This window comes from Collinsella sp. LCP19S3_B6 (assembly GCF_052121815.1).
In the GTDB taxonomy this organism is placed as follows: Bacteria; Actinomycetota; Coriobacteriia; order Coriobacteriales; family Coriobacteriaceae; genus Collinsella.
In genome coordinates, this window is sequence record NZ_JBQKDN010000018.1 from 1 (window position 1) to 25,090 (window position 25,090).

19 protein-coding genes are annotated in these 25,090 nt (G+C 61.0%); 13 read left to right on the forward strand and 6 right to left on the reverse strand.

What is annotated here, in order from left to right:
- Positions 1-153 precede the first annotated feature (153 nt).
- Complete coding sequence (locus ACTQWD_RS07070; protein ID WP_441032784.1) at positions 154-1,716, reverse strand: cation:proton antiporter; 1,563 nt, start codon at positions 1,714-1,716, stop codon at positions 154-156.
- Between the two features lie 184 nt (positions 1,717-1,900).
- On the opposite strand from ACTQWD_RS07070, the gene ACTQWD_RS07075 reads away from it, so the two are divergent.
- The 3 genes from ACTQWD_RS07075 to ACTQWD_RS07085 all read left to right on the forward strand — a co-directional run bounded on the left by ACTQWD_RS07075 (position 1,901) and on the right by ACTQWD_RS07085 (position 7,664).
- Positions 1,901-5,647, forward strand: coding sequence for a phosphoribosylformylglycinamidine synthase (locus tag ACTQWD_RS07075; protein ID WP_427747911.1), 3,747 nt, complete (start codon positions 1,901-1,903; stop codon positions 5,645-5,647).
- Between the two features lie 100 nt (positions 5,648-5,747).
- Positions 5,748-6,683 (forward strand): DMT family transporter, encoded by a 936-nt coding sequence (locus tag ACTQWD_RS07080; RefSeq protein ID WP_441559617.1) that lies wholly within the window; start codon positions 5,748-5,750, stop codon positions 6,681-6,683.
- A gap of 135 nt (positions 6,684-6,818) precedes the next feature.
- Complete coding sequence (locus ACTQWD_RS07085; RefSeq protein ID WP_441032791.1) at positions 6,819-7,664, forward strand: hypothetical protein; 846 nt, start codon at positions 6,819-6,821, stop codon at positions 7,662-7,664.
- On the opposite strand, the gene ACTQWD_RS07090 is transcribed toward ACTQWD_RS07085, so the two are convergent.
- Positions 7,661-8,812: a diguanylate cyclase domain-containing protein gene (locus ACTQWD_RS07090; protein ID WP_441559618.1), complete on the reverse strand. Its 1,152-nt coding sequence runs from the start codon at positions 8,810-8,812 to the stop codon at positions 7,661-7,663. The genes ACTQWD_RS07085 and ACTQWD_RS07090 overlap by 4 nt on opposite strands.
- 150 nt (positions 8,813-8,962) lie before the next feature.
- Positions 8,963-9,985, reverse strand: a complete 1,023-nt coding sequence (locus ACTQWD_RS07095) for a 2-keto-3-deoxygluconate permease (protein WP_441559619.1) — start codon at positions 9,983-9,985, stop codon at positions 8,963-8,965.
- 514 nt (positions 9,986-10,499) lie between these two features.
- Here ACTQWD_RS07095 and ACTQWD_RS07100 point away from each other — a divergent pair.
- The gene (locus tag ACTQWD_RS07100) at positions 10,500-11,312 is read left to right on the forward strand and encodes an HD domain-containing protein (protein ID WP_441032797.1); all 813 of its coding nucleotides are present in this window, start codon (positions 10,500-10,502) and stop codon (positions 11,310-11,312) included.
- Here ACTQWD_RS07100 and ACTQWD_RS07105 read toward each other — a convergent pair.
- From ACTQWD_RS07105 to ACTQWD_RS07115, 3 genes are read right to left on the reverse strand one after another with little or no spacing between them, the layout of a single operon-like run.
- On the reverse strand, positions 11,309-12,514 hold the full coding sequence (locus tag ACTQWD_RS07105) for an FAD-binding protein (protein ID WP_441032800.1): 1,206 nt from the start codon (positions 12,512-12,514) through the stop codon (positions 11,309-11,311). The genes ACTQWD_RS07100 and ACTQWD_RS07105 overlap by 4 nt on opposite strands.
- Positions 12,515-13,330, reverse strand: a complete 816-nt coding sequence (locus tag ACTQWD_RS07110; RefSeq protein ID WP_441032803.1) for an electron transfer flavoprotein subunit beta/FixA family protein — start codon at positions 13,328-13,330, stop codon at positions 12,515-12,517.
- 2 nt (positions 13,331-13,332) lie between these two features.
- The gene (locus ACTQWD_RS07115; protein WP_441546496.1) at positions 13,333-14,934 is read right to left on the reverse strand and encodes an FAD-binding oxidoreductase; all 1,602 of its coding nucleotides are present in this window, start codon (positions 14,932-14,934) and stop codon (positions 13,333-13,335) included.
- Positions 14,935-15,277: 343 nt separating this feature from the next.
- Here ACTQWD_RS07115 and ACTQWD_RS07120 point away from each other — a divergent pair, with 343 nt between their 5' ends.
- The 9 genes from ACTQWD_RS07120 (at position 15,278) to ACTQWD_RS07160 (ending at position 24,951) form a co-directional block, all read left to right on the forward strand.
- On the forward strand, positions 15,278-15,574 hold the full coding sequence (locus ACTQWD_RS07120) for a hypothetical protein (protein WP_154517147.1): 297 nt from the start codon (positions 15,278-15,280) through the stop codon (positions 15,572-15,574).
- Positions 15,571-16,080, forward strand: coding sequence for a hypothetical protein (locus ACTQWD_RS07125; protein WP_427719604.1), 510 nt, complete (start codon positions 15,571-15,573; stop codon positions 16,078-16,080). Before ACTQWD_RS07120 ends, ACTQWD_RS07125 begins: the two co-directional genes overlap by 4 nt.
- A gap of 86 nt (positions 16,081-16,166) precedes the next feature.
- Complete coding sequence (locus ACTQWD_RS07130; protein ID WP_441032809.1) at positions 16,167-16,769, forward strand: hypothetical protein; 603 nt, start codon at positions 16,167-16,169, stop codon at positions 16,767-16,769.
- Between the two features lie 279 nt (positions 16,770-17,048).
- Positions 17,049-17,177, forward strand: coding sequence for a hypothetical protein (locus ACTQWD_RS07135; RefSeq protein WP_427794193.1), 129 nt, complete (start codon positions 17,049-17,051; stop codon positions 17,175-17,177).
- Between the two features lie 110 nt (positions 17,178-17,287).
- On the forward strand, positions 17,288-18,445 hold the full coding sequence (locus ACTQWD_RS07140) for a hypothetical protein (RefSeq protein WP_441032813.1): 1,158 nt from the start codon (positions 17,288-17,290) through the stop codon (positions 18,443-18,445).
- Positions 18,446-18,533: 88 nt separating this feature from the next.
- Positions 18,534-19,250 (forward strand): DUF554 domain-containing protein, encoded by a 717-nt coding sequence (locus tag ACTQWD_RS07145; protein WP_154517132.1) that lies wholly within the window; start codon positions 18,534-18,536, stop codon positions 19,248-19,250.
- A gap of 88 nt (positions 19,251-19,338) precedes the next feature.
- Entirely contained in the window at positions 19,339-21,099 is a 1,761-nt protein-coding gene (locus ACTQWD_RS07150) for a TerB N-terminal domain-containing protein (protein ID WP_441055184.1), read from the forward strand.
- Positions 21,092-22,390, forward strand: coding sequence for an ATP-binding protein (locus ACTQWD_RS07155; RefSeq protein ID WP_441042131.1), 1,299 nt, complete (start codon positions 21,092-21,094; stop codon positions 22,388-22,390). The genes ACTQWD_RS07150 and ACTQWD_RS07155 overlap by 8 nt, the downstream gene beginning before the upstream one ends.
- Positions 22,391-22,506: 116 nt before the next feature.
- A complete protein-coding gene (locus ACTQWD_RS07160) occupies positions 22,507-24,951 on the forward strand; it encodes a DEAD/DEAH box helicase (RefSeq protein WP_441559620.1) in 2,445 nt (814 codons plus the stop codon).
- Positions 24,952-25,090: the final 139 nt, after the last annotated feature.

Below are 25,090 nucleotides of genomic sequence, written 5' to 3' on the forward strand. Positions count from 1 at the left end.
ACGGTGAGCCCGGCGCCGCGAAGCGCCCTGGCCCTCTCCACCATTCTCCTACTGTATGCCATGCGGACTCCGTTCCGGACCTCAACGGTCCAACTTTTTGTCCGCAGTCCCGTCTTTAAAGCGGGACGCGGCTTCCCCTAGGGAAGCATCTCGTTATTTGCCGTCGTCGTCCTGGGCTTCATCGCGCGCGTAGAGCTCCAGCATGCGGCGGCGGTATTCGCGCACGGCGAGCTTGGCGCGCTCCAGGCGGCGGCGCTCACGCGGAGTCAGCTCGGACGGGTCGATCTCGTCGCCATAGGTCTTCTCAGCCAGCAAATGAGCGGCGTCCACGATACGGGCATCGATGTGGCCGCTTGCCGCCTCGGTCGAGAGGCGGTCAGCAATGGAATCAAGGGTAGGTATGCCGTCGAGCGAACGCCCATGGCCATGCGAGGTCAAAAGCTCATGCTCGCGCGCGAGCAGGCTCGCTAGGTCGTGGTGAGCGCGCAGGATATCGAGTGCGTCGGCAGGGTGCTCGGCGACCTCTGCCACGGCAGTGGCCGGCGCGGCATCGACCACGCGATAGAAGAGCTGCGCGAGCAGCGGCATCAAGAACACCGTGATGGCACCGGCGGCTACCATAACCGAGGCGACGTCTTGCGACAGAGCGCCTGCGTTGACGGCCACACTCGTCACGGCAACGATGATCGGCAGGGCCGTGGTGCAGTACAGGGCCACGGTAATGCGGCCATACGCCGAAACGTCACGTGTCGCGGGACAAATGCTCATAGAGACAAGGATCGGTACGGCGCGAATGATCAGCAACGCCGCGATAAAGCCCACGAGCAGACCCGGGCGCGACGCCACGGCCGTCAGGTCAATCTTTGCGCCCGACACGGTAAAGAACACCGGAATCAAAAAGCCATAGGCCAGGCCATCGAGCTTGGTCTCGAGCGTATGGTTGCCCTCGGGGATGATATAGCGCAGGACAAAGCCAGCGGCAAAAGAGCCCAACACGATGTCGAGGTCAAAGATGGCGGAAAATGCCACGAGTGTGACCAGGATGAGCACCGTCAGGCGCACGAACGTCTGCGACGTCGTGTCGGCCCGTTCCTCGACAAACGCAAAGAAGCGGCTGCCGACGCGCTTGGAGCGGCTCGGAACCACGGCCAACAGCACACAGACCAGTGCAAACAAGCCAAGGATCACGAGCGTCTGGATACCAGTACGAGCGGAGAGCAGCACCGACATGGCAAGCACGGGACCGAGCTCTCCCCACGTGCCATAGGCAAGGATGGAGTCGCCCACGCGCGTGCCGGTCAGCGAACGCTCACGCATGATGGGCACGAGCGTGCCGAGCGCCGTCGAAGTGAGCGCCAGCGTCACGGCGATACCGTCGAAATGGCTGACCGAGAACCACGGGGTAAAGCGCACGGCAAGCCAGGCGATGCCAAACGTGACGACCCACGTCGCCATACCGTAGCGTCCCTCGACGCCCGTGATGTTCTTGGGGTCGATCTCAAAGCCGGCAAGCAGGAACAAAAAGGCCAGACCGAGCTCGGACACAAGCGAGACCTCGGCATCTACATGGATGACGCCGAGCATATGAGGTCCCAGCACCGCGCCGAACACAAGCAAAAAAACCGTCTCGGGAACGGGCTTTCCGGGAATCGCCGATGCGATAAAGGGGCTTGCAAAAGCCACAAGCGCGATGATGGCGAGCGAAACGAATGCCATGTGATGCCTTTCTCTTGTTTGCGCTTCACTGTAGCACCCTCGCCGTCCTCAATACGCCATGAGCTGTCGTATCATAGTGACGTTTACAAACATGTGGCTCAAGGCGACCGCGAGGCTTGTCCCGCAAACCGACCGCTGCCGCATACCGCACCGTACGCCCAACCGATCAGGAAGGCAGGAACCAATGGTCTCTCGTATTTACGTGGAGAAGAAACCCGGGTTCGACGTCGAGGCTCAGCAGCTCAAGGGCGAGCTGACCGAAATTCTCGGCATCAAGGGCATCGAGGCCCTGAGGATCATCAACCGCTACGACGTCGAGGGCATCGACGAGGAGCTTTTCCGCTCCTGCGTGCCGACCGTCTTTAGCGAGCCCCAGGTCGATGTGACCTACGACGAACTCCCCGCAAGCGATGGCGCCGTCTTTGCCGTCGAATTCCTGCCTGGCCAGTTTGACCAGCGCGCCGACTCCGCCAGCGAGTGCGTGCAGCTCATCAGCCAGGGCGAGCGCCCCGCCGTGCGCTCCGCCAAGGTCTATATGATCTCGGGCGCTCTGGACGAAGCCGCCATCGAGGCCATCAAGCACTACGTGGTGAATCCCGTCGAGGCCCGCATCGCCTCGCTCGACCTACCCGAGACGCTGTACATGGAGACCCCCGAGCCCCAGCCCGTCGAGGTGCTCGACGGCTTCCGCGAACTCGACGAGGCCGGCCTTGCCGCCTTTATCTCCGAGCGCGGCCTTGCCATGGACGAGGCGGACATCGCCTTCTGCCAGCAGTACTTCCGCGATGAGGACCGCGACCCCACCATCACCGAGATCCGCGTGATCGACACCTATTGGTCCGACCACTGCCGCCACACCACCTTCGGTACCGTCCTGGACGACGTGACAATCGATGACGCCGTGGTACAGCAGGCCTTCGACCGCTATATGGAGATGCGCCACGAGCTCGGTCGCGACGCCAAGCCCGTCTGCCTCATGGATATGGGCACCATCGGTGCCAAGTACCTTAAGAAGACCGGCGTCATGACCGATGTCGACGAGTCCGAGGAGATCAACGCCTGCACCGTCAAGGTGAAGGTCGATGTCGACGGCGAGGACCAGGACTGGCTGTTCCTGTTTAAGAACGAGACCCACAACCACCCGACCGAGATCGAGCCCTTCGGCGGTGCCGCCACCTGCGTGGGCGGCGCCATCCGCGACCCGCTCTCTGGCCGCAGCTATGTGTACCAGGCCATGCGCGTCACCGGCGCCGGCGACCCCACCGTCCCGGTCTCCGAGACGCTCGAGGGCAAGCTGCCGCAGCGCAAGCTCGTGACCACCGCTGCCGCCGGCTACTCCAGCTACGGCAACCAGATCGGCCTTGCCACCGGTCAGGTCAACGAACTCTATCACCCCGGCTACGTGGCCAAGCGCATGGAGGTCGGCGCCGTCGTGGGCGCCACCCCGGCAAACCACGTGCGTCGCGAGTGCCCCGCCCCCACCGACAAGATCATCCTGCTGGGCGGCCGCACCGGCCGTGACGGCATCGGCGGCGCCACCGGCTCCTCCAAGACCCAGAATACCGATTCCATCGAAACCTCGGGTGCCGAGGTCCAGAAGGGCAACGCCCCGGTCGAGCGCAAGCTGCAGCGTCTGTTCCGCCGCGGCGACGCCTGCCGCCTGATCAAGCGCTGCAACGACTTTGGCGCCGGCGGCGTCTCGGTCGCCGTTGGCGAGCTTGCCGACGGCCTGTATGTCGACCTGGACACCGTGACCAAGAAGTACGACGGCCTGGACGGAACCGAGCTCGCTATCTCCGAGTCCCAGGAGCGCATGGCCTGCGCCGTCGCCGACGGTGACGTCGAGGAGTTCATGGGTTATGCCGCCGAGGAGAACCTGGAGGCGACCGTCATCGCCGAGGTTACCGCCGAGCCGCGCATGCGTATGGCCTGGAACGGCGTCGCCATCGTCGATCTGTCCCGCGAGTTCCTCAACTCCAACGGCGCACCCAAGCACCAGGTCGCCCACGTGTGTGCCCGTAGCGTGTGGCAACCCAGCTGGGCCGGTACCACGCTTGCCGAGCGCATGACCTCGCTTGTCACCGATCTCAACGTCGCCTCCAACAAGGGCCTTTCCGAGCGCTTCGACTCCACCATCGGTGCCGCTACCGTGCTCATGCCCTTTGGCGGCAAGACGCAGCTCACCCCGAGCTCTGCCATGGTCGCCAAGTTCCCCGTGGACGGCGAGACCACCACGGCGAGCGCTATGGCATGGGGCTTCAACCCCTACCTGATGGAGGCCGACCAGTTTGCAGGCGCCTACCTGTCCGTGGTCGAGTCCATCGCCAAGCTCGTTGCCGCCGGCTTTGAGCACAAGCGCGCCTACCTCTCCTTCCAGGAGTACTTTGAGCGCCTGCGCACCGAGCCCGAACGTTGGGGCAAGCCCATGGCAGCCGTCCTGGGCGCCCTTATGGCCCAGGTCGACCTGGGTGCCGGCGCCATCGGCGGCAAGGATTCCATGAGCGGCTCGTTTGAGGACGAGGCCGGCGAGCTCAACGTTCCGCCGACCCTGATCAGCTTCGCTGTCGCCGTGGGCCGTGCCGCCCGCGCCGTCTCCCCCGAGTTTAAGGGCCTCACGCACCGCGTCGTTCGCATCGCCCCCGCCACCTATGGCGAGGACTACCGCCCCGATGCCCAGCAGCTGCTCGCCGCGTTTGACGCCGTCGAGGCGCTCACCGCTACCGGCGACGCCCTGGCCGTCTCCACGCCCGGCTACGGCTGCGGCGCCGAGAGCCTCTTTAAGATGTGCGTCGGCAACCAGATCGGTATCGAGCTTGCCGAAGATGTGGACGTTGAGAGCCTCTTCACCCCGCTCTACGGTAGCTTTATCGTCGAGCTCGCCGAGGACGCCGAGCTGCCCGAGGTCGCCGACGGCGTTGTCGTCGAGCCCCTGGGTACCACCGTCGAGGGCTATGTCATCGACACCGGCTCCGAAGTCATCGAGCTCGCCGAGCTCCAGGAGGCCTGGGAGAGCGGTATCGAGGGCGTCTTCGCCTACCGCAGCGCCGGCGAGACCCCCGAGGTCGAGGCCATCGACTTCCGCGCCAAGGATATCCACGTGTACGGCGGCGCCAAGATCGCCCGCCCGCGCGTGATCATCCCTGTGTTCCCCGGCAACAACTGCGAGTACGATAGCGCCCGCGCCTTCCGCGCCGCCGGCGCCGAGGCCGACACCTTCGTGATCAACAACCTCACGCCCGAGGCCGTCGCCGAGAGCACCCACGAGCTCGCCCGCCGCATCCGTGCAAGCCAGATCGTCATGATTCCCGGCGGCTTCTCGGGCGGCGACGAGCCCGACGGCTCCGCCAAGTTCATCACGGCGTTCTTCCGCGCTCCCGAGGTCACCGAGGCAGTCCGCGACCTGCTCAAGGCCCGCGACGGCCTGATGCTGGGCATCTGCAACGGCTTCCAGGCCCTGATCAAGCTCGGCCTGGTGCCCTACGGCGACATCGTCGACGCCACGCCCGATGCGCCCACGCTGACGTTCAACACCATCGGTCGCCATCAGAGCCGTCTGGTGCGCACCCGCATCTCGTCCAACCTGTCCCCGTGGCTGTCGCAGTGCAGTCTGGACGACCCCTACACCGTCGCCATCAGCCACGGCGAGGGCCGCTTTGTCGCCAACGATGAAGTGCTCGCCCAGCTGATCGCCAACGGCCAGGTCGCCACGCAGTACGTGGGCGAGGATGGCAAGCCCAGCATGGATCTCTCCGTCAACCCCAACGGCTCCGCGCTCGCCATCGAGGGCATCACGAGCCCCGACGGCCGCGTCCTGGGCAAGATGGGCCATGCCGAGCGTCGCGGCGACAACCTGTACCGCAACGTGCCCGAGCATGTTCCCGGCGACAAGTTCATGCCGATCTTTGAGAGCGGCGTAGCCTACTTCGCTTAAATACGTTCCCATCGGGTACAATCCCCTCGGGTAACAACACCCGCCACCGGCACACCCGGTGGCGGGTTCTTTTTTACTTCGCGCATACAGGAAGGACATCATGGAAAGCCGCAAGCCGCATCTCGCCACCCTGCCCGGACTCATCCTGGGCTGCCTCGTCTGCTGCGCACTCTGGGGGTCGGCTTTCCCCTGCATCAAGATCGGCTACGAGCTCTTTGGCATCCCCGCGCACGATAGCGCCTCGCAGCTGCTCTTTGCGGGCTTGCGCTTCACGCTTGCCGGCGCCCTGGTTATCGTTGGGATGAGCGCGGCCCAGCGCTGCCCACTCGTTCCACAGGCTCGCGACATTAAGCCCATCTGCATCCTGTCGCTCTTCCAGACTATCGGGCAGTACTTCTTTTTCTACCTGGGACTCTCGCGCGCCAGCGCCATGTCGAGTTCCATCATCGAGGCCAGCGCCATCTTCCTCGCCATCCTCTTTGCCGCCCTGGCGTTTCGCACCGAAAAGCTCGATGCGACCAAGGTGCTCGGCTGCGTACTGGGCTTTGCCGGCGTCGCATTCGTCAACCTTTCGGGTGCGGACGGCACCTTTGGCTTTACACTCGACGGCGAGGGATTTATCTTGGCTTCCACTATTGCGGGCGCCCTGTCGACCTGCCTCATTGGCATCTTCTCGCGCGAGCATGACGGCGTCTTGCTCGCCGGCTGGCAGTTTTTAGTCGGCGGTTTGGTCCTTACCGCCATCGGGTTTTTGATGGGCGGCGCGCTATTCCCCACCGAAATCGCCCCCGCCATCGCGCTCATCATTTATATGGCGCTCATTTCCGCCGTCGCGTACTCGCTGTGGTCCCGCCTACTCGCCGTCAACCCCGTTAGCCGCGTTTCGGTCTTTGGCTTTATGAACCCGGTCTTTGGCGTGCTGTTGAGCGCGTTGTTGCTCGGAGAGGGCGCTGGCACGAGCCCCGTTACCGTAATTGTGGCCCTGCTCTTGGTCTGCAGTGGCATCATCATTGTCAACAAACCTAAAAAGGCCTAACAAACCACCCCGTTTGGAAAAGGGCAGCTCTCACTTTAGCTTAATGGAGTACACTGTATCTCGTTGATTTCGTACCGAGTCGCGGCGGCAGACGCCGTCTTGCCGTAACGCGCCGGCGACATCGAGGGGATACAGATGCATAAGAAACTGGTTATGGGAAACCAGGCCTTTGCGTATGCCGCGCTTGCGGCGGGCGTTCGCGTGGTCGCCGGTTACCCGGGCACGCCGTCGACGGAACTTGTCGAGACAGTTGCCAAACTCAAGGCCCAAGGTAGTGCCGAGGGTGTCCACGTCGAGTGGTCGACCAACGAAAAAGCCGCGCTCGAGGTGCTGGCAGGTGCATCGTATGCAGGAGCGCGCTGCCTTTTTACCTGCAAACAAGTTGGACTAAACGTTGCCTCCGACCCGCTCATGAGCCTCAACTACGTGGGCATCAAGGGCGGTCTGGTGCTGTTTGTTGCCGATGATCCCGGCCCCATCTCCTCTCAAACCGAGCAGGATACGCGCCGCTTTGCCGCATTTGCGAAGATCCCCGTGCTCGATCCGCAAAATCTGGAGCAGGGTTACGCGATGATGCAAGAGGCATTTGAAATCTCGGAGCGCTACCATACGCCCGTTATCGTGCGCCCCACCACCCGCGTATGTCACGCCTCAACCTATTTGGAGGTACCCGAGCATACCGTCGCACATCCCGCTGGCACCTTTGAGAAGGATCCCAAATGGGTTATCTTCCCGCGCCGTTCGTTTGCCGCCCATGGCGAGGTTAACGAGCGCCTGCCGCAGATTGCAGACGCCTACTCCAGCGGCAAGGCCGCAGACGCGTTTAACCCCATCGAAAACCATGGCGATGCCACGCCGCGCTCGGTGAGCTACCCCGCTCCGAGAAAAAGACGAGGCGCATCTTCGACAGCCGATACTAGTCCCCGAAAGCGCAGAAGGGGCACACGACCATCGCAACGGTCGTGCGCCCCTTTTTTCTAGCGTATCTGGACGCCGGCTTTCTTCTTCTCGCGCTTTACGCGGTAGAGCTCCGCGTCGGCAGCACGGAGCAAGTCTTGCCAGGTATCGACGCCATCACCAACCCGTGCGTAGCCGATGGACATCCGCAACAGATACGGAACCTCGGCGCACGCGAGCTCGTCGTTGATTGCCGCGCACAGATGCAAGATATCCTGCTCCGCTATCGCCTTTTGAAGCACCACGAACTCATCGCCGCCATAACGCGCGATAAAGCTACCAGACGCCGAGCAGACTTCTTTGAGTGCAGCGGATATGACCTGAAGAGCATGGTCGCCCTCCACATGTCCATAGCGATCGTTAATCTGCTTAAAGCCGTCGGCGTCCATCATAAGCAGATACACGTCTTCGGCCTGATCCACATTTGAGAAGAGCGACAGTATATAGGTCTCAAAACGGTTGCGATTGTTGAGGCCAGTCAACGGGTCGGTCGAGATGAGCTGCTCCTGGAAGACAATGTAGAGCAACAATATGCTAATCATTATGCCGACACAAAGGCCGGGCACCGAGTATACGACCTGAAAGGTACCGCCCACCAGGGCCGGAATGGCGAAAAATGCCAAGGTTCGATAGATGGTCTTCGTCTGCAGGCTCTCGACCCTGCGAGATTGCACAAACGCATGTAGGGACGTATGTATAACGTAGCAGTAGCTGACAATGGGCTGGATCATATAAGCAGAGCCGCGACTATACACGCCCTGCGAATCGATATAGAACAGGGCGTGCGTCCAGTAACTGGTAAACGCCAGCACGACCACCAGAACCGTAGGCGACGCTACAAGCACCACCCTATAGCGCGAGGCCAAAAGGCGAGAACCCTGCACCGTCTCGGAATAGATAAACCAAATGAGACACACGATGGCAAAGAGCGAAAACGAAACCGCGTTGGAAATCCAGTTGACAGCAATGCCCAACGTGTCGTCCACACCATCCAATAGCACCCAGATCATATCGAATAATATGTACGCGGCAGAGGTGTAGCCAAGCGTGCTAAACAATAGCTGCTGGGTGCTCGAGAACAAGGAGCGACGACTCCGCACGGCAAGCCCGATAAGAACAATCATGCTTAGCAGGAATATCTCAATCTTGAGCGCCTTAACCACCAGGCCCATCTCCCCGCCATCAAACCGACAGCGCTTCTCCGAGCCGCACGCATCACCATAACTCCCCCAATCCAGAGGGGAATGAGGGAATAACACCAGAGCGCCCGGGCGCTCTCACGGCGCGAGTTGCACGCCAGCATCATTGATGGACGCCGATGGCTACTCGCCATCGATGTCGGCCGCGACGGCTTCCTCGATGGCCTCGACACCGGCGGGCGACAGGTCTTCCTTGCCCTGGTAGAACTTCTTATCGACCCAACCGGTCAGAATCGGAGCCATGATTGCCGTGATGATGACGGCGGTGGCGATCTGAGCGTATGCGGCGGGCGCAAGCTCGGCATAGCGCGGCGCGACCTCGGCAAGAGCAACCGGCGTGGTCATAGCCGTGCCGGCGATAGTGGAACAAGCCACGGCGGCTTTGCCGTTACCGCCGCACAGGCGCTCGAACGCAAAGGTGATGGGACCGACGACAAACAACGTGACAAGGCCCAGCAAGATGCCGGAAATGCCGCCGGTGATAAAGCTCGACAGGCTCATAGACGCACCGAGCTGAAATCCGATGACGGCGATCGCAGGATTGGTGCCGGGAACCAGCAGGTTCTTGATGAACGGGAAGAGGTTGCCCAAAACCATGCCAATCACGAGCGGCAGAATGGAACCGATGATGGTGCCAACGGGAATGTTGGCAAGACCAGAGACACCAAGAATGATCATGGTAACCGCAGGGCCCACCGTGAAGAACAGGATGCCCACGGCGCCCTGCTCGGACTCGTCGCCAAACTCGCCCATGATGCCCGTGTAGAGCGCCATGTTGCAAAACGTAATGCCGCCGATGATGGAAACCGAGCTCAGGCCCAAAAAGTTGTCGTTAAAGAAATACGCAACGCTCAAGCCCAGCACGGCTGCCACCACAAGCTTAGGAATCAGTACGACGATGCCGGTCTTGATGGCACCCGGCGTGGACTTAAAGCTGATGCCGGCGCCCACAAACAACAGGATCGCGGCGACGATGGTATTGGAACCGCCGCGGCAGGCGGCGGTAAAGAAGCCGCCGATCTCGAAGACCTGCGGGCAGAAGGTATTGAGCAAAAGGCCGACGATCATCGGGTAGATCATGATGTCACCCGGAATGCGCGGTACTTTGAATTTCTTTTGCTCGTTGGCGATCGCTTCCTGTGCCATGAAACCCCCATTTCCGCCGACGCAGAACAAAAGCCCACGTCATGCTTTGCTACAGTAAAGTTTGACCATGGTACCAGAAGAAGCAGACCGGCTCGGTGAGAAATCCGATTCGTTGGGCCCGGACGGTAAACGCACCCCACTCCTATACGAGGCTCAAAACGATATAGAGCCCGATACCCGAGACGCAGCACCACAACATCGACTTTGTCTTGATTGCCACCGCAACGACGCCGACAGCCGCTGCGAAAAGAGCAGGCAAATAAAGAGCGATGTGCAGACGAAACCCGCAATAGCGGTGGGGACATCGACAACGGCGCACCTATCGCAACATTGGTAAGCATCACCGGCCAGACGGTTTTAACGATTTTGAACACCATAGCGTTCCTCGTCCCGACAAGCTTTCCGAGCCGCATTCGACGACATGGCAGAATCATCGCCCGGCGGCAACCGAGTTCACCTACAATTGCCACCGGATCGAAAGACGCAGAAAGACACAGCTTTTTAGGAAGTCATTATGACAGCTATCGATCGAACGGGGGCAATCGCGGCCTTCAGGACCTACACCGATGCCTACGATGCCGCCAATCCGCGTATCGCGCTCAAAATCGAGCATACGTACCACGTTGCCGAGGCATGTGATGCCGTGGCACGTGAGCAGGGCTGGTCACCGCAGGACATTGACCTGGCGTGGCTTTGTGGGCTGTTGCACGATATGGGCCGCTTTGAGCAGCTGCGACGCTGGGACACGTTTAAGGATGCCGAGAGCATGAGCCATGCGAAGTTGGGCCTCGAGGTCCTTTTTGGCAAAAACCCTGCAGACGCGCCCGCGGCAACAAGTATCCGCGACTTTATCGACAGCCCGGCAGAAGACGAGCTCATCCGCGCGAGCATCGCCTATCACAGTGACTTTCGCCTGCCGGCACAACTCGACGAGCGTACACGGTGCTTCTGCGATATCGTGCGCGATGGCGACAAAATCGACATTATGCGCACCATCGCCGACAGCACCGTCGACACCATCCTCAAGGTGGATGAGGACGCATTTCTCGCCAGCCACTTCTCGGCGCCGACGTTGGCCGCCTTTGACGAGCGCCGCTGCGTCGCACGTGATGAACGCGACGAGCCCGCGGACTACCTGGTAGGACTCATCTGCTTTATGTTTGAGCTCGTCTATCCGGCGAGCCGCGCGCTGGCGCGCGAGCAGGGCGATATCTACCGCCTGCTCGACGCGCCCTTTGGTATTACGCAGCCCTTTACCGACCCCGCCACACAGGCAACCTGGAGCCGTCTTAAGGAAGAGATGCGCGACTGGCTGGCGCGCGCCTAGCGCTCAAGCTGGGCTAGCAGCTCCTCGACGACCTCGACGGCATCACCGACAACCTTGTACTGGGCAGCACCAAAGATGGGGGCATCCGGGTCCTCGTTGATGGCGATAATGCATTCCGCCCCACCGATGCCGGCAAGATGCTGGATGGCGCCCGAAACACCGATACTCACAAGAATCTTGGGCGAAACCGATACGCCCGTCTGGCCAATCTGATGGCGATACTCCAACCAGCCGGCCTCCACGACGGGTCGCGTGCAGCCAAGCTCGGCTCCCAGAGCCTCGGCGAGCCTTCGCATCAGCGGCAGGTTTTTCTTGGAACCAATGCCGCGACCTACCACGACCAGGCGCTCGGCATCGGCGATTGAAGCCTGCTGTCCCCACTCCTCGGCGGGAATCGAGATCTCGACACGAGCCTTAGCATCATCCGCAAGTGCTATCTGGGTGATCGTGCCGGAGCGACCGTAGTCAAAGTCGGGCGCCTTAAAGATGCCGGGGCGCACCGTTGCCATCTGGGGACGATGATTGGGGCAGACGATGGTGGCCATCAGGTTGCCGCCAAACGCCGGACGCGTCTGTTGCAGCAGCCCCGTCTCCGTATCCATCGAAAGCACGGTGCAGTCAGCCGTAAGGCCCGTCTGCAAACGCACGGCAACGCCGGGTGCCAGTTCGCGGCCAAAGGCGGTCGCTCCGTACAGAATGGCCTCGGGCTTGCGCTCTGCCACCAAATCGCAGATGAGGCGGGCGTAGACCTCCACATCGTTCTGGCGCAGACGCTCGTCGCGACAGATCAGGACCTCGTCTGCACCGGCGCAAACCAGATGCTCCAGGTCACCGAGAGAACCCTCGGGGCCCATGCCGACCAGCGCCACCAGGCGACAGCCGCGTGTATCCGCAAGCTCACGGCCCTTGCCCATGAGCTCGAAGGCAACGGGAGCCACCGTATCGTGCTCGTCGGTCTGCGCGAATACCCAAATGTCTCGATATGCATCGAGGTCAACCGCGCCGGCGGCCTCCTCGCGCTCGATCGAAATGGCATTGACGGGGCAAGCGTCGACGCACCCGCCGCATAGGATGCAGCCGTCGGTTACGCGGGCGCAACGGTTGGGCCGCTCGCCTTCCACTACGATGCCGCCCGAGGCACAGGCGCGAACGCAGCGACCACAGCCGATACAGGCTTCGCTATCGATAATCAGTCCGCTCATCTATGCCATCCCCTCGATAATCTTGGCAAGTTTCGCCGCCTGCTCGGACGCCGTTCCGTCAACGGTCTCGCACGTTTGGTCGCGGTCGGGCACAAACGATCGTACGACCTGTGTCGGCGAGCCGGCAAGACCGCAGCGCGCGGGGTCGGCGTTCACGTCGGCAGCGTTGACCACGCGCACGTCCGCCTCCTCGGCCGCACGAATACCGGCGATACTCGGCATGCGCAGTTGGCCAATCTCCTTGGCAGTCGTCATCGCGCACGGCATCTCAAGATAGACCGTCTCCTCGCCGGCATCGCAGCCGTGAACAAGCGCCACTGAACCACAGGTCGTAAAGCCCGCACTCTGCACGCAGCTCACGTCGGTCACGCAGGGAATCTCGAAGGCACCGGCAAGCTCGGGACCAATCTGGGCCGTATCGCCGTCCACCGCCATCTTGCCGCAGATGAGCAGGTCGAAGTCCTCGTCGAGCGCCTCGATACCGCACTTGAGGGCATAGGTGGTTGCCAGGGTATCGGCACCTGCAAAGGCGCGATCGGTTAGCAGCAGTGCGTCATCGGCGCCTCGGGCGATGCAGTCGCGCAATAGCGATTCAGTCGCGGGGATGCCCATCGACACCACCGTTACGCGCACGTCCATGCCAAAGCCGATAAAGTCGTCCTTCAGCGCCAGCGCGCATTCCAAAGCGCTCGCGTCAAAGGGATTAATGACCGCCTGCTTGCCATCGCGCACGATGGTATTGGTCTTGGGGTCCATCTTGACCTCGGTGCTGCCCGGCACCGCCTTGACGCACACCACCATATGGAAATCGCTCATCTTCACGCGCCCCCTTTCTGGACGAGCTCATCCAAGAGCTTCTCCGAAAACAGGTTACCGCGGCCCAGCTGCCCGGCAGGATCGAGCTGGAGCTTGAGCCGCGCCGACTCGATCATGGCCTCGTGACCGTACATCGTCTCCAAGAAGCCCGCCTTAATCTTGCCGACGCCGTGTTCGGCGGAGACAGCGCCGCCCATGGCCGTGACCTCGGAAGCCCACTGGGCAAAGAGCTCTTCGCCGCGGCGGTAATCCTGCGCATCGCGCGGCAGAATGTTCACATGCAGATGGTTGTTACCGATGTGCCCCCAGGCGGCAGATTCAAGCCCACTTTCGGCCAACGTGCGGCGATAAAGGGCGATGACATCGGCCAAGTGCGCGTTGGGCACCGACATATCCGACCCCAGCTTGGTAATGGTGGGGTCCGTACGGCGACGCTCGTCGATGAGCATGTTGACGCTCTCGGGCACCGCATGGCGGAAGAATCGCTGACACTCGCGATCGACCTCGGTACGCGCGACCCATGTCGCATCGTCGCTGCCGCCCGCAAGCTCCAGTACCCACCCCAAGTGATACAGCTCCTCAGTCGCCTGGGCTTCGTCGTCGCAGTCGAGCTCCACGTAGACACAGACCTTGGCGTCTTTGTCGAGCGCCGGCAGCGAGGCGAACGCAGTCGACTGCTCGCGCTGACGACGCAGGATATCCAGGGCGCCCGCATCGAAATATTCGATGGCAGCCGCGTGGGACAGGACGGGACGTACAGAATCGGTGAAGGACACGGCCTTGTCTTCGCTGTCAAAGAAGCAGCTCACGCCCCAAACGACCGCAGGCGCCGCCTGCAGGGCAATCTCGAGCTCGGTGATGACGCCGAGTGTTCCACACGCACCGATAAACAGATCGATGGCATCCATATCGTCAGCAACGAAATAGCCCGAAGCATTTTTGGTCTTGGGCATGGTGTAGTCGGGAAGGTCGAGCTCGAGCGTGCGGCCCTGCACCGTGACGAGCGAAAGGCGACGACCCTGTGCAAAAACCTCGCCACGGTGAAGCTCGAGCAGGTCGCCATCGGTCAGCACGACATGAAGGCCCGTGACGTGAGGGCGCATGGGGCCGTAAGCGTAGCTACGGGCGCCGGAAGCGTTGCATGCCACCATACCGCCCAGGCAGGCAGATGCCTCGGTGGGATCGGTAGGAAAGAATTGCTCGGGAGCTTCCTGGAACTCCTCGTAGGCCTCAAGCGATGCCTGGTCCCAGCCGGCAGTCGGCAGCACTTTCTTGCCCAGTTGCTTGCGCAGCTCAGACAGCACGACGCCGGGCGCCACGCGCAAAAGAAAGCGGCCCTGCTCATCGCGGCGAATGCCTAGGTAGCGATTCATGCGGGAAGTATTGAGAATGTGACCGCCATGAGGCACGGCGCCGGCGGCAAGACCGGTCCGGGCGCCCTGAACCGTCACCGGGACACGCTCGGCATGGAGCTTTTCCATAATGGCGCGGACCTCGTCCTCCGTTGTCGGAAACGAGATGCTCGAGGCCTCGCCCGATGTGCGAGACTCATCGCGACCATACTCTTCGAACTCGTCGGTGAAGGGTTTGATGGTTGCAGACACGCGAACTCCCCCTTTAGCTAACTACAGTGTTTGCAGGGAAATGTTACCGCATCGTTTCACCGACATGTTCGAGACCGTCTCCATAATTGACGTTTTAACGTTCGCGCAATTCGGCGAACGGTGGAATTTTCGAGACAAGCGACGCTTTTGCCACACGTTGCCGCGCAGCCACAACATGTGCATTTATCAGTCAAAAATAGTTGAGATTTTTTTCACATGCTTTTACCTGCGGGGATATCGGCTCGTCAAGCAATTGGTTAGTTATTGGGCAAGTTGCGGCTGATACGGTCGGCATCGACAGCCAAACCAATAGGAGTTTTGGCCCCAGAGCAGGGAGGTTTCCATGGCATATTACTGGCCCCAATACGGTTTCGCCATCGAAGTCGATGACGACCCCTATCTCTTGCCTTTCGACGAAGATGCATTTCCAGGTACGGAGGTCTACCACGTCACCACCGATGTGATCTGCGACCCCGAGTCGTTCTCGGCGCTCGCCCACCACATCGCGCGTATCCACAACATCGAGCTCCCTCACGACTTCGACGAGCTCATCTACTCGCGCCGCCTGATGCTTCACATGCTCTTTGGAGCGGACCCGTCCACGTTCGCACGTGTCTACACCACCAAGGACGCCGCATGAGTGCGAAGAAGCCGCCCCGCCTTGCAGGACTGGGGCGTCGCAAGAAACTCGTCGTTGTCTGCCTGGCTGTCGTCTGCGCCCTCATCGCCGTAGGGCTATACGCCTGGCAGTCGCAGCCCGTGCCCGAAGCGGGCGCCTCAGTCACGACGGCAGAAGGTAAATCGCGCCAAGAAATCCAGGATGAGCTCGACGCCATCGTCCGCGACAACATGATGACGATCTCGGTCGCGCCGGTCGCACAGTTGCAGGAAGGCGGCAAGTTGCGCGTCAACGTGCAGAACGTCCAAGACAACAAGTTTCCCCAGCGCTTCCGCGTGATTCAAAACGACGAGACCATCTATGAGTCCGGTGTGGTCGAAGCCGGCAAGACGGTTGAGACCTGCCCCGCCGGCGATATCCAAGAAGGCGAGGCATATATCGAGATTCAGGCACTCGATGCCAAGACCTACGACACCCACGGCAATCCGACGCGCGTCAAAGTGCGGGTGGCACAGGCAGAAGGCTAGTGGCCGACGCGCTCGCAGGGGCAGCACCCTGTCCCCATTCGTCCAACCATCACGGAAACAGTCCGTGACGAGCAGAAGGATCGATTATGAACACACCCATGAACCTGAGCGGAGCCAGGGCACTCGCCGTGGGCGCAGGGCTTACGCTCGCACTTGCGATGGGCGCCGCGCCAACGGCGGCCATGGCAGAGGTGCGCGTTGGAACCACCGATGTGACGGTGAAGGCCGACATTAGCAATGTTTCGTTTAAGGCGCCAACGGTCATCCCTTTTGCCGCCAAAGCCGACGGAACGCTTGTAGGACCCTCCGACAAGACGATTACCATCGACAACCTCTCGGCATACGGCATCCACGTCACCAACATGAAGGTCACGGCCAAGAACGACTGGACAATCGTTGCAGACGCAAAGACGGGCTCGGCCCAGAACTCCATCGATTTTAAGGTTGGCCCCGATAAGGCAGAAAAGGATGCCAGCTCGGTGACTCAGACTACGGGCCTCGATCTTTCCAAAGACGCAAGCTTCGACATGAAGTACAAGGACATTGCCGACGGAACGGACAAAATTAGGCTCAATGTGAGTGGCCACGTCGCCCGCGTCACGCGTGACATCTACCACGCCACCGGTACGGGAGATCAAGTGGCAAGCATCACCTGGACGGTCGAACCCGGTGCGCACGCCACGTCCTAAGGCGATTGCACTGGCCGCCATCGTCGGCATCTTGGCGTCCGCACCCGCAATGCCTTTGCTCAACAAGAGCAAACGCAGGCGGCCACAGAAGTGACCGTCGATCTTTCGGGCCTTAATCGCGGCAGCCGTCACGAGCCGCTCGTCCAGACGAGCGACACCCGGCAACTCATTGCGGTAGGCGTCGCCACGGTGGGAGCAGGACTGACGTGCCTTGGCCTGCACATCAAACGCAACCAATAGCCAAGCACGACCGGAGTACGCGGAATAAATAGGAGAACCATGGCACCCAAAAACCTTTTGCCCGTTGCCGCGCTCTGCAGCGCACTGGCGAGCGGTACGCCTCTCGCCGCTTGGGCGACGCCCGCCACGGCAAGCTCCTTACCGCAAGCTCCTTACCGCAAGCTCTGAACCCCGCGTCGAATTCGTCGGGTATCGTCGCCTGCCAACGTTTTTCGCTCGCACATGCCACGGTCCGAACCTCGGGATGCCTTCACCGCAATACGGTCGACTCGATAGTCGTGGATATCAATCGACCGGACAAGGAGAGCGGCCCCCGGACAGGTTGCGCCGTCTGCACATGGAAATCGGCTGCAGTCGACGCCGATGGCGACCCATGCGACTTAGAGCTGCGCATCGATATTGCCTCGGTCGATGACTCGGCGAACGGGGCAAAAGTCGTCTTCGACAGCGCGGCCCATGAAGAAGAAGGGGGTGTATGCCTGGGCTGCGTTCCCTCGAATGTCGATGGCGCGCAGCCCATCATCTCCTTTACGGCGTCGCTGCGGCTGACCAAGGCGGACACCGAAGCCATCGCAACGGGAGATGCGCCTTTGCTGTTCTACGCTGGCGACGCGGACGACCAAAAGGCTCAAAGCACCAGGCAGAAGGGCTCGCTTAACCTCACGCGCGGATCAGAACCCGCCCCCATCAATATCGATGCCCAGGCGCCGGGCGTGCAGCGCATTCTCACCGATCCGGCGCTGCTCCAAATGACATGGCACGGAGTGGGGTCCGTCGAGATTGCCGCTCCTATATCGAGCGATAATGACAAATCCCCCAAAGACGAGGTCGCAGACGCACCGGCACATGTTGACGATGCATCATCAGAAGACAACGCTGCGGTTCCTCTCGAGAAGCCAAGCGGAAGCGCCACCGAACTAGGCGATTCCCAACCGAAAGACGGCCTGGACTTTGCCGCTCCCCCAGGTGTCGACGAAGGCAACTGTTGCATGATGGTCGCGCTCGACCACACGGAAACCGTCGATGCTGCAAGCATTGAGCCAGTCGCTGCCAATGCGCCCCGCCGCAAAAATATCCTCATCGCATTCCCCAATACCGTCTTTTTGCCTTCGGGCGAAGTCGTCGCGCCTACGGCACTTACAGCAGTGGGAGCAAAGAGCGCATCGAACGATATCCAAGCTATCTCGGCACTTGATGCCACAACGACCGCCAAGTTACACCTTTATTCCGTTGCAGCAGACGGAACGCGAACCGAAGAATTCGACGGAACCAAGCTTTTGGTTCCTCGTCGCATCGGTATCCAAGAAGACGTCCCCTATCAAATGGAACTTGAAGGGTTCGATCGCGCACGAGATGCCGACATCATTGCCGCAGCCATCGAATCCCCACAGCACCTCATAACGCTGCGCTTCGACTTTAGCCCCATCCTGTCCTAGACCGCTAACCGCCGCTTGGCTCGGATACTGAGCGCCCCCTCCCCGTTCTGCTACGATTGCCGCGTTGGCATCAATTACAGGAGGGTCCATGCCGGGTTTAGGAACGATCATCAACGTCGCGCTTTTGATCGCGGGCGGTCTGCTTGGCCTTATGGGTGGGCGCTTCATTACGCCTCGCATCCAAGACACGCTCATGAAGGCGTCGGGGTTGTGTGTTCTGTTTATCGGCCTGGGCGGCACCATGCAAAAGATGCTCGTTATCGATGGAGAGGCGTTGGCGACCACCGGCACCACCATGCTTATCGTCTCATTTGCCCTCGGTTCGCTCATCGGCGAGGCCATCAACCTGGAGGCCGCCATCGAGAACCTCGGCGAATGGCTCAAGCGCAAAACCGGCAGCGAAGGCGACAACGAGTTCACCAACGCCTTTGTCTCGGCATCGCTCACCGTGTGTATCGGTGCCATGGCCATCGTAGGATCGATTCAGGACGGTCTGCTCGGCGACTGGTCCACGCTTGCCCTGAAGGGCGCGCTGGACTGCATCATCGTCTGCACCATGACGGCCTCGCTTGGCCGCGGCTGCATCTTCTCGGCCCTGCCCGTTGCCGTATTCCAGGGCACGATCACGCTTTTTGCCGGCGCACTCTCCCCCATCATGACCACCGCAGCCCTCGACAGCCTTTCGCTTGTGGGCTCTATGCTCATCTTCTGTGTTGGGGTTAACCTTATTCGACCTCAGACCTTCCGCACGGCCAACATGCTCCCCTCCGTCGTCGTGGCGGTCATCTACGCCCTCTTGTTCTAAATCTATCTACGTAGCGGTTTCTCGAACACCTGTTTGATGCTGTGCTATGATATGAGGTCACCGAAGCTGCGTTAGGAGAGGAGAAGCGGTGGCCGACCAGGACGTCAAGATGCTCATCGAGCGCATTATGGCCGAGGCCCGGACCCATCAGTCCGCCCGCTTCTCAAACGAAATCTATGCTGACGAGCCGATTCTCAAGACCGGTCGACAGATGCAGAACTTCCTCCCCGACCAGTACCGCAAGATGCGCGAGATATCGCGCTGGCAAGATGATCCCAAAGGCGGCGCGGGACGTTGGCTATCGGAGGCGGAGCTCTTTTACCGCCAAGGCCTGCTGATGGCCGACTTCGAGGACGATTGTCCCTACAACGGCACCTTTAAGTCGTACTTTCCCACCTACAATGCCATGAGCGATCGACAGTTGCGCGGCTACTTTACCTGGCGTGCCCAAGTGCGCCGCGGAACTGTCGAGGAAACGTCTACGTCCTTTGCCTTCCTGTATCTCTATGAGCTGATCTGCGGCATTGGCGTAGATGACCCACTCGATGGCTTTAGCAAGATCAAGGCCTTTTGGAATGCCTATCGTGCCTTCGAGCCCGGCATCGACCGGTTTGCACGCGTGTGGTTGCAAGATTACGCCGTTTTCCACGGGCTCGACCCCAAACTGCTTCGCGACTCTAAAACCGTCATGTTCGATAACGCCCTTATCGAGCTGCGGCGCGCGGCTCGAGACCTTGCATCTGCACCGACGCCGCCGGACCTGGCGCCTGCGCGTCGCAAGACCTCCGAGCCTACGCTCCCCCTCCCGCCCGACGAGGCGGGCGAGGAGCGACTCATGGCCGCTATCAACGCCCTCTCCACGTATAACCTCGATAACTCTAGACTCGATCGCAGCCACCATCGCGACCTACGCCACGTGGCATGTGCCGTGTACGTCCGCATGGCGCGCTACTATGACACGCATCGAAAGACCGGTATCGTGGCGAGCTTGTTTGGGGAGGAGACGGCCATGCCTTATACCATGTTTGCCTCGGCCGTGTTCTTTGCGCCCGAGCGCCACGAGGACTGCGAATACCGTCTTGACCCCATCCATATCTACCGCTGCCAAAATGGTTTTTGGGAATGCATGCGAATTCACGGCAGCAGGCAAAAGAGCAGCAAGCTTGGTGAGATGATGCGCGCCTGCGACCAACGTCTGCGCCTGGCCCTAGCCCCCGCCCACCCCCTGAAGGAGGAAAAGGTCCCCAAATATCTGGCCAAAATCATCGATGACGAGATCGTGGCATGGCTTTCGTGGGATGCCGCACACCAGCCCGTCAAGATCGATATCGATTTGAGCCAGCTGGGGCACATTCGGAGCGCCGCCGCGCAAACGCGTGAAGCGCTTTTGATTGATGAGGAGCGCGAGGACGGCACGCCCGTGGAAGCCGAGGCAACGCTTATCGAGCAGCCGGGCCGCGAGTCTGCGCCCGGCATGACTGCCGAACCTGGCGAGATGACCATTCAGCAAGACGAACCCGACAAGCCGACTGCCTCCGCCGAAGAGTTTGGCGTCATGGCACCGCTCCTCGTGCCTGCGCCCGCACCCGTAACGCCCGCGTCTGCCGAAGCTACGAACAAACTCGCGCCCGCCGAAGATGCCTTTCTTCGCGCGCTCCTCGAGCAAAACACAGCGCAAGCGACATCGGCAGTGGAGAGGTCGGGCCAGAGCGAGGATATGCTCGTCGACAGCATCAACGAGACGCTCTTTGACCTGGTGGGAGACACCGTTATCGAGTTCGGCGCGGCAGGACCGCAAATTATCGAGGATTACGAAGCAGACGTGAGAGGATACCTAGACCATGAGTGATACCGCATCCGCAGCACCCCGCGTGCCCAAGCGCGTCGCTGCCGTCATTCTCAACTCACTCAAGGGCGGTGTGGTCCCGCGCATCGGCCTTCCCTATATCACCGTAGGGCGCGAGGTCGAGATCCGCGCCCTGCTCACCGATTTGAGTCTCATCGCCGACGGTGGCGCGAGCTTCCGGTTTCTGGTCGGTCGCTACGGCGCAGGCAAGAGCTTTTTGCTCCAGACCATCCGCACGCACGCCATGGGCGAGGGGTTCGTCGTCGCCGATGCCGACCTGTCGCCCGAGCGCCGCCTGCAGGGCGGTCAGGGGCAGGGCCTTGCCACCTACCGTGAGCTCATCCGCAACATATCGACCAAGACGCGCCCCGAGGGCGGTGCGCTCAACCTTATTCTGGATCGCTGGGTCGCCTCGTGTGCCGACGTCGACGAGTCGGTCGTCAATGCCCAACTGGCCCCGCTCGAGGAGATGGTCCACGGCTTCGACTTCGCCCGCATGCTCCGCCGCTACCGCACGGCCGTATCCGAGGGCGATGAAGAGGCCATGAGCCGCGTAACCAAATGGATCCGCGGCGAATACCGCACCAAGAGCGAGGCTCGCGCCGAACTGGGTTCCTCAACCATCATCAGCGATGACGACTGGTACGACTACGTTAAACTCATTGCGCGCTTTTTGGTCTGCAGCGGCTACAAGGGCATGCTGGTGCTCATCGACGAACTCGTGAATCTGTATAAGATTCCCAACGCGATCACGCGCCAATACAACTACGAGAAGATCCTGACCATGTACAATGACACGCTCCAGGGCAAGGCGCAGTACCTGGGCATGATCATGGGCGGCACGCCAACCTCCATCGAAGACCGCCGCCGCGGCGTGTTCTCCTACGAGGCCCTGCGCAGCCGACTCGCTCAGGGCCGCTTTGCACGCGAGGACCTTAAGGACATGCTCGCGCCCATCATCCGTCTGCAGCCACTCACCTACGAAGAGTTGCTGGTGCTGATCGAAAAACTCATGCAAATTCACGCCGGCTACTTTGGCTGGACGCCCACGCTTACCGAGAGCGACCTGGTGGACTTCCTCAAGATTGAGTTCGGTCGCGTGGGAGCCGACACGCATCTGACGCCGCGCGAAGTCATTCGTGACTTTATCGAGCTGCTCGACATCCTATGCCAAAACCCCGACGCCAACGTGGCCGAGCTGCTGCAAAGCGTCGGCGGTGACGCGCCAGCAGCCGCAACAGACGACACCGGCACCGCAGGCGCCGACCGCAACTTCGCCGAATTCGCCATCTAACCTGCCAAAAAGGGACAGGTTTATTTTGGCAGGTTTTATCTGGGCAAACATTGAAGCAGTCATGCAGCAAGCCACTGCCCGCCGCGTTGAGAGATTCGCTTTTGAAAGGAGGCCCCGTGAACGCCTTTGACCGCTACGCCCCGTTTATCCAAGACTTCATCTACTCCCACGATTGGGAGAGTCTCCGCTCCATTCAGGTTGCGGCGGCAGATGCCATCTTTAACACACAAGACAATGTGCTCCTGACGGCATCCACGGCTTCCGGCAAAACCGAGGCGGCCTTCTTTCCCATCCTGACCGAGTTTTGGGAGAAGCCGCCCGCGAGCGTGGGCGCCCTCTACATCGGCCCCCTCAAGGCGCTCATCAATGATCAGTTCGTCCGCCTTAACGACCTCTGCGAAGAGGCCGATATCCCTGTCTGGCACTGGCATGGCGATGTCTCGCAGTCGCACAAGGCTAAGCTCATCAAAAAGCCGAGCGGCATCTTGCAGATTACGCCCGAGTCACTCGAGGCGCTCCTGATCCATAAGCACATGGCGATCCCGCGCATGTTTTGCGACCTGCGCTATGTGGTCATCGACGAGGTCCACTCGCTCATGCGCGGCGACCGTGGCGGGCAGACGCTCTGCCTTATCGAGCGACTCTCGCGCATGGCCGGCGTGCAGCCTCGACGCATTGGCCTTTCGGCCACCATCGGCGACCCCGAGCGCACGGGCGCTTTTCTCTCACAGGGAACGGGACGTGACTGCGTTATCCCCCGTTTTGAGGAACCGCGCCGCGTATGGCGCATCTCCATGGAGCACTTCTATAACTCGGGTCCCCAGGCACAGCAGCGGGGATTCGAGAGCATGGGTCCTCAAGAGGCCGAAGTGCTTGCCTCCGAGCGCATTGAGGCAGCGGCACCCACGGCGCTGCCGGCCGACACCCAAGTCATGAGCCACAGCGGACAGCCCACACAGGAGGAGCGCCGTCAACGTCGCGAACGGGCACAGGGTAAGGCTAGCTCCGGGAACCGCTGCACTTCTTCGGCCCCCGAGGGCGAAGTCGACATCCCCCGGGCCGCCGAGCAAGCGCTCCTCAACCCCACCGACACCGCACCCGACAACGCCGATCCCGGCATGGGCTATATCTTCGAACACACCCGCGGGCGCAAGTGTCTGGTCTTTGCCAACTCGCGCGAGGAGGCAGAGGCCGTATGTTCCATGCTGCGCAGCTACTGCGAGAGCCGACACGAGCCTGACCGTTTCCTCATCCATCACGGCAATCTTTCGGCATCGTTGCGCGAGACGGCAGAAGAGCTCATGCGCGATGAAGAGCAGGCACAGACGACCGTCACCACCTCTACGCTTGAGCTTGGCATCGATATCGGCCGTCTGGAGCGTGCATTTCAGATCGATGCGCCATTTACCGTCAGTTCCTTTTTGCAGCGAATGGGCCGCACGGGACGCCGCGACCTTCCGCCCGAGATGTGGTTTGTCATGCGCGAGGAAGAACCCGAGCCGCGCACGATGATGCCCGAAACCATTCCGTGGAAGCTCCTGCAGGGCATCGCACTCGTACAACTCTATCGCGAGGAAAAGTGGGTCGAGCCGCCCGAGCTCGATCGACTCCCCTACAGTCTGCTCTATCACCAGACTATGTCGACGCTTGCCAGCACCGGAGAGCTCACGCCGGCAGAACTTGCCCAGCGCGTGCTCACGCTCAGTTATTTCCACCGCGTCTCAGCCGATGACTATCGCGTGCTGCTGCGTCACCTCATTAAGATCGACCATATCCAGGTCACCGAGGGCGGCGGGCTCATCGTGGGCCTCGCGGGCGAGCGCATCATCAACAATTTTAAGTTCTACGCCGTGTTCCAGGAAAACGAGGAGTTCACCGTCCGCAGCGAGTCGGCCGAGCTGGGCACGATCGTCAATCCCCCACCGCCCGGTGAACGCATCGCCATCGCCGGGCACTGCTGGATTGTCGAGGAAGTGGACTGGAAGCGCCATACCGTCTTTGCCACGCAGGTCAAGGGCCGTGTGCCGGCTTACTTTGGCGATTGCCCCGGCGACATCAACACGCATGTACTCGAGCGCATGCGTAAAGCGCTCAACGAACATGCCGCGTATCCATACCTTATGGGTAACGCGCGAGCCCGTCTGGCGCAGGCTCGCCATACGGCCGAGATTTCGGGTGCGGGCACTAGGCCGCTCATTAACCTGGGCGGCGACACCTGGGCGCTCTTCCCCTGGCTGGGCAGCTATGCCTTTTTGGCGCTCGAGCGCATGCTCAAGATTAAATGTGCCGCGGAGCTGGGCCTTCGCGGACTCGACCCGTCGCGCCCGTACTTTATGCAGTTTAAGATGAAGGCCGACGAAGAGACGTTCTTTGAGGTACTCGCCGCCGAGGCCGAGAAGGACTTCGATCCCATCGAGCTCGTCTATCCCGGCGAGGTGCCTTACTTTGATCGTTACGATGAGTTCGTTCCCGAAGAGCTCGTGCGTAAGGGCTTTGCCGAAGGCGTGCTCGACATAGAGGGTATGAAGCAGCGTGTCCGCAGCTGGCGCGACCACGCATAAAACGGGGCTGACTATATGAGCAGTCAATTTGGGACGGGGCTATTTTAGCTGCCCTTGCAGGTAAAGCGAAAGGTTTGTCCGATTAGTGGCAGGGATAGCTAAAATAGCCCCGTCCCAAATTGACTGCTCCCGATGTGGA

Bases quoted from the DNA above. Each gene is read 5' to 3' on its own strand.
- ACTQWD_RS07125 (WP_427719604.1), top strand. From the start codon at position 15,571: ATGAGTGCGAAGAAGCCGCCCCGCCTTGCAGGACTGGGGCGTCGCAAG.
- ACTQWD_RS07085 (WP_441032791.1), top strand. From the start codon at position 6,819: ATGCATAAGAAACTGGTTATGGGAAACCAGGCCTTTGCGTATGCCGCG.
- ACTQWD_RS07110 (WP_441032803.1), bottom strand. From the start codon at position 13,330: ATGAGCGATTTCCATATGGTGGTGTGCGTCAAGGCGGTGCCGGGCAGC.
- ACTQWD_RS07080 (WP_441559617.1), top strand. From the start codon at position 5,748: ATGGAAAGCCGCAAGCCGCATCTCGCCACCCTGCCCGGACTCATCCTG.
- ACTQWD_RS07090 (WP_441559618.1), bottom strand. From the start codon at position 8,812: ATGGGCCTGGTGGTTAAGGCGCTCAAGATTGAGATATTCCTGCTAAGC.
- ACTQWD_RS07155 (WP_441042131.1), top strand. From the start codon at position 21,092: ATGAGTGATACCGCATCCGCAGCACCCCGCGTGCCCAAGCGCGTCGCT.
- ACTQWD_RS07120 (WP_154517147.1), top strand. From the start codon at position 15,278: ATGGCATATTACTGGCCCCAATACGGTTTCGCCATCGAAGTCGATGAC.
- ACTQWD_RS07075 (WP_427747911.1), top strand. From the start codon at position 1,901: ATGGTCTCTCGTATTTACGTGGAGAAGAAACCCGGGTTCGACGTCGAG.
- ACTQWD_RS07145 (WP_154517132.1), top strand. From the start codon at position 18,534: ATGCCGGGTTTAGGAACGATCATCAACGTCGCGCTTTTGATCGCGGGC.
- ACTQWD_RS07070 (WP_441032784.1), bottom strand. From the start codon at position 1,716: ATGGCATTCGTTTCGCTCGCCATCATCGCGCTTGTGGCTTTTGCAAGC.
- ACTQWD_RS07100 (WP_441032797.1), top strand. From the start codon at position 10,500: ATGACAGCTATCGATCGAACGGGGGCAATCGCGGCCTTCAGGACCTAC.
- ACTQWD_RS07135 (WP_427794193.1), top strand. From the start codon at position 17,049: ATGGCACCCAAAAACCTTTTGCCCGTTGCCGCGCTCTGCAGCGCACTG.
- ACTQWD_RS07105 (WP_441032800.1), bottom strand. From the start codon at position 12,514: ATGAGCGGACTGATTATCGATAGCGAAGCCTGTATCGGCTGTGGTCGC.
- ACTQWD_RS07130 (WP_441032809.1), top strand. From the start codon at position 16,167: ATGAACACACCCATGAACCTGAGCGGAGCCAGGGCACTCGCCGTGGGC.
- ACTQWD_RS07095 (WP_441559619.1), bottom strand. From the start codon at position 9,985: ATGGCACAGGAAGCGATCGCCAACGAGCAAAAGAAATTCAAAGTACCG.